The sequence below is a fragment of the Eubacterium sp. CAG:156 genome (assembly GCF_000434315.1).
Lineage (GTDB): Bacteria > Bacillota > Clostridia > Lachnospirales > Lachnospiraceae > Eubacterium_U > Eubacterium_U album.
Window position 1 is genome coordinate 1 of sequence record NZ_FR878129.1, and the last position, 8,052, is coordinate 8,052.

Annotated in this window: 7 protein-coding genes and 2 pseudogenes; 8 read left to right on the forward strand and 1 reads right to left on the reverse strand. The window is 32.4% G+C overall.

Translation table 11 applies throughout. The features are described from left to right. The 7 genes and pseudogenes from ABMA45_RS01210 to ABMA45_RS01240 form a co-directional block, all read left to right on the forward strand. A pseudogene (locus tag ABMA45_RS01210) lies at positions 1-599 on the forward strand (hypothetical protein); the annotation flags it as partial. Positions 600-1,145: 546 nt separating this feature from the next. Beyond that, positions 1,146-1,673 carry a nitroreductase gene (locus ABMA45_RS01215; protein WP_022088059.1) on the forward strand — a complete coding sequence of 176 codons (528 nt, stop codon included), beginning with the start codon at positions 1,146-1,148 and terminating at the stop codon, positions 1,671-1,673. 273 nt (positions 1,674-1,946) lie between these two features. Further along, entirely contained in the window at positions 1,947-2,921 is a 975-nt protein-coding gene (gene bioB, locus ABMA45_RS01220; protein ID WP_347996543.1) for a biotin synthase BioB, read from the forward strand. Positions 2,922-3,037: 116 nt separating this feature from the next. After that, positions 3,038-4,435, forward strand: a complete 1,398-nt coding sequence (locus ABMA45_RS01225; RefSeq protein WP_022088061.1) for a sodium-dependent transporter — start codon at positions 3,038-3,040, stop codon at positions 4,433-4,435. Positions 4,436-4,656: 221 nt separating this feature from the next. Next, positions 4,657-4,875, forward strand: coding sequence for a hypothetical protein (locus ABMA45_RS01230; RefSeq protein WP_022088062.1), 219 nt, complete (start codon positions 4,657-4,659; stop codon positions 4,873-4,875). After that, positions 4,832-5,650 (forward strand): MATE family efflux transporter, encoded by an 819-nt coding sequence (locus tag ABMA45_RS01235; protein ID WP_022088063.1) that lies wholly within the window; start codon positions 4,832-4,834, stop codon positions 5,648-5,650. The genes ABMA45_RS01230 and ABMA45_RS01235 overlap by 44 nt, the downstream gene beginning before the upstream one ends. A 140-nt stretch (positions 5,651-5,790) precedes the next feature. Continuing rightward, positions 5,791-7,158 carry a M18 family aminopeptidase gene (locus ABMA45_RS01240; RefSeq protein WP_022088064.1) on the forward strand — a complete coding sequence of 456 codons (1,368 nt, stop codon included), beginning with the start codon at positions 5,791-5,793 and terminating at the stop codon, positions 7,156-7,158. On the opposite strand, the pseudogene ABMA45_RS01245 reads toward ABMA45_RS01240, so the two are convergent. Then, a pseudogene (locus ABMA45_RS01245) lies at positions 7,114-7,356 on the reverse strand (TSUP family transporter); the annotation flags it as partial. The gene ABMA45_RS01240 and the pseudogene ABMA45_RS01245 overlap by 45 nt on opposite strands. Positions 7,357-7,421: 65 nt before the next feature. On the opposite strand from ABMA45_RS01245, the gene ABMA45_RS01250 reads away from it, so the two are divergent. After that, positions 7,422-7,910 (forward strand): prolyl-tRNA synthetase associated domain-containing protein, encoded by a 489-nt coding sequence (locus tag ABMA45_RS01250; RefSeq protein ID WP_022088066.1) that lies wholly within the window; start codon positions 7,422-7,424, stop codon positions 7,908-7,910. The last annotated feature ends 142 nt before the right edge of the window (positions 7,911-8,052 follow it).

The window sequence follows — 8,052 nt, forward strand, 5'->3', positions numbered from 1 at the left end:
CAACAACAAAGGCACCTGAAACAACAACTAAGGTGGCAGAGACAACAACTAAGACACCTGAAACAACTAAGGTGGCAGAGACAACAAAGCCATCTGAAACAACAACTAAGGTGGCAGAGACAACAACTAAGACACCTGAAACAACAAAGGCATCTGAGGCGACAACTAAGAATGATGAAATAACAAAATCTGGAACAACAGAGCCACAGCAGGTTACAACAACCGAAAACGGAAAAAATGAAGGCACAACAACTACAAATGCAGTGATAAAAGATAATGGCAATGTAACAACAAACTCTTCAGTAGGTAATGTAAAAGTACCTAAAGTAAAAATTAAAAAAGCAATCAAGAAGAGAAGTGCTAAAAAAGCAAAAATCAAACTTAGAGCTGCAAAAGGTGTAAATGGATATCAGATAAAGATATCAAAATCAAAGAAATTTAAGAAAGCAAAGACTAAAAAATATAAGAAAGCTAAATTTACAATTAAAAAACTTAAAGCTAACAAAAAGTACTATATTAGAGTAAGAGCATATAAGGTTGTAAATGGAATAACTTATTATGGTAAATGGTCTAAGCGAAAAATTAAAATGAAAAAATAAGTAAAGCAAAGAGTCTGTATTCTTATGAGTGCAGGCTCTTTTTAAGTAATAAGTTTATTAATAAGCATATGTTACATGGTATAAAATAAAGAAAAAATATTGGTGAAAAATACTTGACCTAAAGTCAGGTTTAGATAATTAGCTACATACCAAAATGATGTGCAATTAATGGATGTAAAGAAGTTTGAAAGTGACGCGATTTGGATTAGATATAAATGCTAATGAATTAAAATATGGGAAGACTGCGATACCAACTTAATTGGCAAAGGAATCGTAGTCTTTTTTTAGACAAATTATTTTATTTAAAAATTTGTCAGGGGATTGTAGAGGTGTATTTTATTACAAAAACGTGTTGTGTAAGAGAGAGATTTGTTATTTAAATAAGATGTGCTAAAATAGAAATTGTTAAATTGTATTTTACCCACAAGGAGTTAGTATCATGGAATGGGAAAGAGTAGATTTGCGTGCTATAACATCGGAGTTGGAAAAAACTTGGGATGAAATTTATTATATACAAAGTAGTATAAATTTATAGGAGGAAACAAAATGAGCGAAGTATTAAAAGAAATGAAGGAAAGAAGAAGTATTCGTAAGTATAAGGCGGACATGGTTCCGCAGGAAATTCTTGACCAGATTATCGAGGCAGGATTATATGCAGCTAGTGGAAAAGGAACTCAGAACACGATAATTATTCAGGTGACAAAAAAAGAATTAAGAGATGAAATAGCTGAAATGAACAGAAAAATCGGTGGCTGGGAAGAAGGATTTGATCCATTTTATGGAGCACCTGCAATGCTAATTGTTTTAGCAAGAAAGGACTGGCCAACAGGAATTTATGATGGAAGTCTTGTAATGGGCAATCTTATGTTAGCAGCACATGATTTAGGTATTGGAAGTTGTTGGATTCATCGTGCAAAAGAAGAATTTGAAACTGAGTGGGGAAAAGAACTTCTTAAATCACTAGGTATTTCAGGAGAATACGTAGGAATAGGACATTGTGCTTTAGGTTATGCAGATGGAGAAATACCGAAGGCAGCAAAGAGAAAAGTAAATAGAGTATTTTATATTAAATAAAATTTATTGATTAAATTAAATGAAGCAAAGTACTAAATTAATACAAAACATATAATAATAGTCAAATAGCATAAGATGATTGTCAACTAACAAATAAAGTGTAGTTGACAATAGAAACTCTTTTAATGTACTATGTAATAAGTTAAACGAATTTTGATGATACAGGAGGAAACATAATGAACATAGTTCATTTTCTATAAATGTTTCCGACGAATAGCCGCTGACCGAAGGGAGGGGGCAATACAGATTACAGGAGGAGATTAAAAGATGAATATGTTAGATTTGGCACAGGAGATTATAAAAGGCAGACGAATATCAAGAGAAGATGATTTGTCTGTCTTTTTAAATTGTGATTTAGAGGAACTTTGTAAGGGCGCAGATGCAATACGTGAATATTATATAGGGGATAAAGTGGATTTGTGCTCAATAATTAATGGAAGAAGTGGAAGATGTCCTGAGGATTGCAAATACTGTGCACAGTCTGCACATTATCATACAAGTTGTGAAACGTATGATTTTCTTCCAACAGAAAAAATATTAGATGCATGTAAGCTGAATGAGAGAGAAGGAGTGGATCGTTTTTCGATTGTAACAGCCGGCAGAGCTTTGACGGGAGAAGAATTTGACAAAGCGATTCATGCATATGAGACGATGAAGTCACAGTGTAAAATTGATTTGTGTGCATCGATGGGATTTTTAAATGAGGAGCAGTTACATAGACTTCATATGGCAGGTGTCACAAGCTATCATCATAATATAGAAACATCAAAACGTAATTTTCCTAATATTTGCACAACACATACTTATGAACAGAAGATAGAAACGTTGAAAAAGGTAAAGGCAGAAGGAATGTGTGCATGTTCGGGTGGAATTATCGGAATGGGAGAAACATGGGAAGACAGGTTAGATATGGCGATTAGTCTTGCTGAACTTGAAATTGATTCAATTCCAATAAATGCGCTTATGCCAATAAAGGGAACACCACTTGAGAATCTTCCAATGCTTACAGAAAATGAAATATTAAGAACAATAGCATTTTTCCGTTATATTAATCCGGAAGCAAATATTCGTTTGGCAGCCGGAAGAGCATTGCTTACAAACGATGGGGAGACAGCATTTGAATCAGGTGCATCGGCAAGTATCACGGGCGATATGCTTACAACTGTAGCATGCGCAACAATCCGAAGTGATAGAGAAATGTTGAAAAGTTTAAATAGAGATGTGACACCAGAATACTGGAAAAAATAAATAATATCTTAAATCAAAGACGTTATATATTGTTAAATGTTTAAAAATATGTTACCTTTAAATACAGCGACTTAATTTATTTAAGTGGAAATAAAAAATTATGAGGTAATAAAATTATGAAACAAAAAAACGGGTTTAGTGGGCAGATAGGATTTGTACTTGCTGCGGCAGGAAGTGCTGTAGGTGTAGGAAATCTTTGGAGATTCCCATATTTGGCAGCAAAGGATGGTGGAGGACTTTTCATTATCATATATTTGGTGCTTGTATTGACAGTAGGTTTTACATTATTAACAACTGATATTGCAATTGGTCGTAAGACAGGAAAGAGTGCGATATATGCATATCAGTCAATGAGAAAGAAGTGGAAGTTTTTAGGGGTTATTACATTTTTTGTTCCAGTATTAATTATGACTTATTATGCTGTAATCGGTGGATGGATTCTTAAGTATATGACTATTTATATTTTCGGTTCAGGAAAAGATGCAGTAGCGGACAATTGTTTTACAAACTTTATTTCTTCATCTTCTTCAGTATGGTTTGGCATTATTTTTATGCTTTTAACAGCAATTATAGTTTATAACGGAGTTGAAAAAGGTATTGAGAGAGTTTCTAAATTCGTTATGCCGGTACTTTTACTTCTAGTAATCGGAATAGCAATTTTCTCATTAACGTTAAAAACAACTTTAGATGATGGAACAGTTAGAACAGGTCTTCAGGGATTAAAGGTTTATTTAAAACCTGATATGTCAGGTATTACCGTACAGAAATTTTTACAGATTTCATTAGATGCAATGAGTCAGTTATTCTTCTCATTAAGTGTATCAATGGGTATTATGATTACATATGGTTCATATGTTAAGAAAGATGTTAATTTAAATAAAGCAGTATCTCAGATTGAAATTATGGATACGGCAGTAGCTTTCTTAGCCGGTATGATGATTATTCCTGCTGTATTTGTTTTCTCAGGTCTTGATGGAATGTCAGCAGGGCCGGGACTTATGTTTGTATCACTTCCAAATGTATTTTATAGAATGGGATTTGCAGGAAGAATTGTAGGACTTATTTTCTTTGTATTAGCAGGATTTGCGGCATTAACTTCATGTATTTCCGTGTTAGAATCAATCGTTGCAAATTGTATGGAAATTTTCCATGCAGACAGAAAGAAAACTACAGGAATTCTATCTATTATTTATTTAATTGCAACAGCAGTTATCGCTTTAGGATATAGCATTTTCTATGTAGAAGTTAAACTTCCAAATGGAAGCACAGGACAGCTTTTAGATATTATGGATTATATTAGTAACAGTTTCCTTATGCCATTTATTTCATTGCTATCAGCGATACTTATTGGTTGGATTATGAAGCCGTCATGGATTGCAGATGAAATGGAGTTAAATGGAGAGAAGTTCTCACGTAAAAAATTATATAATGTCATGATAAAATATATTATGCCATTAATTATGATTATTTTATTCTTGCAGTCAACAGGCTTACTTAATATGTTTACAAAATAAAAAAGAAATGTTGAAGAACAGAGATTCTGAAGTTAAGAGTTTCTGTTCTTTTTGTTTGCGCACCATGGGCGTGTCAGACTGTCTGACGCACGGTGGTGTGAGAGGTCGGGAAAATTTATTTAATTTTCCCTCCTACTCGATTTGCAAATAAGTCTGTTGACAATGATTTTTTATAAGACTAAAATGAAGCTGATTTGAAATGAAAATTATGAGGAAAAGTTATGAATAAAACAGATACAACAGAATTTTTTGGACAGGAAAAGATTAGTAAAATTTTATTTAAACTTGCACCGCCTGTAATGTTTGCACAACTTATACAGGCTTTATACAATATTGTAGATAGTTTATTCGTGGGAAAATATTCTGATTCAGGCAAATGGAGATATGAAAACGCCTATGATAGCTCAGGTGATAGGAACAATTACAAATATTATTATTGATCCATTGCTAATATTCGGAATGTTTGGATTGCCTGAAATGGGTATTGGAGGAGCTGCAATTGCAACAGTGGCAGGACAGATAGTGGCAGCAATAATTGTTTGGAAAAAGGGTTATAGAAAATCACCGTCAAAGAAATTATACCCTCAGTATATTAAAAAAATATTTCAGATGGGGCTTCCTAATATATTAATGCAGTCAGCGTATACTTTTTATATATTAGGACTTAATTTAATATTAGCGACATTTTCAGACCAGGCAGTAACTACACTTGGACTTTATTATAAGTGGCAGACATTTTTCTTTATTCCACTTGGAGCAATGCAGACATGTATAGTTCCCGTAATAAGTTTTAATTATGCGGCAAAGAATATAGATAGATGTAAAAAGACATTATTTACTTCAATAATATTTGGATGGGCATTAATGGCAGTTGGAACAATATGTTTCGTATTAGTTCCGGCCCAAATGTTACATGTATTTACTTCAGACCCTTTAGTAATAGAGATTGGAAGGGTAGGGTTTAGATTTATAGGAGTTGGATTTATTCCTATGGTTACGTCGCTAATATTTCCTGTATTTTTTCAGGCAGTGGGATATAGTTTTAAGAGTTCAGCATTAACAGTAATTAGAACAGTATTCTTATTTGTGCCATTGGGATATTTATTTTCGAGATTCGGACTCAACTTGTTTTGGCTAACATTTCCAATAACTGAAATTATAACAAGTGCAGTTGGATATATATTTTACAGACAGTTTATTAAAAAAATGGTATAGAAATTGACTATTTAACTAAAGAAAATTAGAATAATAGGTGTTGTCGCTAAAATAGTATGGTATGCGATAACACTTATTGTATTTTTATTAAATTTTAATAATTATAAATATTTAGATTTATAGGAGGTTACAATATATTAATGAATAATAAAAAAGATATAAATACATCAAATAAATTAATAGATTTTATAAAAAATAGTCCAACAGCATTTCATGTAGTAAAGAACTTTGCAAAAATGCTTGAAAAATCAGGATTTACCAAATTAAATGAAAGAGATAAATGGAAGTTAAAAACGAATGGAAAATACTATGTAACGAGAAATGATTCATCAATAATTGCATTTTGCATGCCTGAAAAAGAAGAATTTTATAATTTTCAGATAGCAGCAGCACATAGTGATTCGCCGGCGTTTAAAATAAAAGAAAATCCTGAGATGGTAGAAGATAATAGTTATGTAACATTAAATGTAGAAAAATATGGCGGAATGTTGATGGCACCATGGCTTGACAGACCGCTTTCAGTTGCAGGACGTGTTATTGTAAAAGAAGGAACAACATTAAAATCTGTTCTTATAGATATAGATAGGGATTTGTGTGTTATTCCTAATCTGGCAATTCATATGAACAGAGATGCAAATAGTGGAATTAAATATAATCCACAAAAAGATATGATACCTTTATTTGGTGAAATATCAGCTAAAAATAAATTTGAAAAAATAATTGCAAAAGAAGCAAATACAGATACAGATTCTATTGTTAGTGCAGATTTATTTTTATACAACAGAGAGAAAGGAACTGTATGGGGAGCAGATAATGAATTTATATCAGTTCCAAGACTAGATGACGTGATGTGTGCATATAGTTGCATAAATGCGTTGATTAAAAGCAAAGAAACAAATAAAGAAAGCGTAAATGTATGTGCTGTTTTTGACAACGAGGAAGTTGGAAGTACTACAAAACAGGGAGCGGATTCATCATTTCTTACAGATGTACTTTCACGAATTTCAATGTGTAAGGGAAAAGACAATGAAGATTTTATAAGAGCGTGTGCATCATCATTTATGCTTTCAGCAGATAACGCTCATGCGGTACATCCTAATTATAAGGAAAAAGCTGACCCAACAAACAGACCATATATGAATAAAGGAATTGTTATTAAATATAATGCAAATCAAAAATATACAACAGATGCAGTATCGGCAGCAATATTTAAGGAAATTTGCAAAAAAGCGGAAGTGCCTGTTCAGTCATATGTAAATCGCTCAGATATTCCGGGAGGCTCAACTCTTGGAAATATTTCAAACAGTCATGTATCACTTAATACAGTAGATATAGGACTTGCACAGCTTGCAATGCATTCACCATACGAGACGGCAGGAATAAAAGATACAGAATTAATGATAAAGGCTGTGAAGAAATTTTATGAGACAGCTATTATAACAGGCGATAATGGAGAATTTACGTGTTGCTTTATTTGCAAAAACAGCAGCAATTCTAGCACACAATAAGGTAAATAATATACATAAAATCCATACAGTTAAATCAGGAACATCGCCGATTGTAAAGTGAGAAGTAGCTCCGGCAAAGGCAGTAAATGCCATAATAAATACACTTGTTCCGACTGCAGTTTTTAATTCATATCCAAGGACTGAGGTTAATATAAGTAACATCATCATGCCACCGCCGGCTCCGACAAATCCACAAATTTATTATAAATATGTGATACAATATTATGATGAAATTTGTTAGAAATTAAAGTAGAGGAATCAAAATGGACAAACAGGAAATTTATAGTTATTTAAATGAAAAAAATATATGGCATGAAATTACAGAACATAAAGCAGTCTATAATATGGCAGATTTAGCAGATGTTGAGATACCTTATCCGGATGGTGATGCGAAAAACATATTTATACGTGATGACAAAAAGAAGAATTTTTATCTAATAACAGTAAAAGGTGATAAACGTGTAGATTTAAAAACATTTAGAAATGTATATGAAACACGTCCGCTAAGTTTTGTATCAGAAAATGATATGGTTAAGATGATAGGATTACATCCGGGGGCAGTTACACCTTTGGGAATTTTAAACGATGAAGAAAGAAAAATAAAAGTCTATATTGATAAATGTCTGCTTGACGGGCAGGGAATAATTGGTGTTCATCCAAATGATAATACAGCAACAGTATGGCTTAAAACAAATGACTTAATAGAAATAATAAAGGAACACGGAAATGAAGTGTATTTAATGGAAAAATGAGAGGAACTATGAAGGAGAAAACAGATTTGTAAAAAGAGATTACGTTATTGGTTAAGATAGAAGATAATAATGATTAAAAGATTAATAGCATCTTGACAGGATAAAAAAAGCGGTGTATATTATTAAAGTTCAAAAACGAACA

Coding starts and splice junctions, on each gene's coding strand:
- ABMA45_RS01235 (WP_022088063.1), top strand. CDS start 4,832: ATGATAGCTCAGGTGATAGGAACAATTACAAATATTATTATTGATCCA.
- ABMA45_RS01250 (WP_022088066.1), top strand. CDS start 7,422: ATGGACAAACAGGAAATTTATAGTTATTTAAATGAAAAAAATATATGG.
- ABMA45_RS01230 (WP_022088062.1), top strand. CDS start 4,657: ATGAATAAAACAGATACAACAGAATTTTTTGGACAGGAAAAGATTAGT.
- ABMA45_RS01215 (WP_022088059.1), top strand. CDS start 1,146: ATGAGCGAAGTATTAAAAGAAATGAAGGAAAGAAGAAGTATTCGTAAG.
- bioB (WP_347996543.1), top strand. CDS start 1,947: ATGTTAGATTTGGCACAGGAGATTATAAAAGGCAGACGAATATCAAGA.
- ABMA45_RS01225 (WP_022088061.1), top strand. CDS start 3,038: ATGAAACAAAAAAACGGGTTTAGTGGGCAGATAGGATTTGTACTTGCT.
- ABMA45_RS01240 (WP_022088064.1), top strand. CDS start 5,791: ATGAATAATAAAAAAGATATAAATACATCAAATAAATTAATAGATTTT.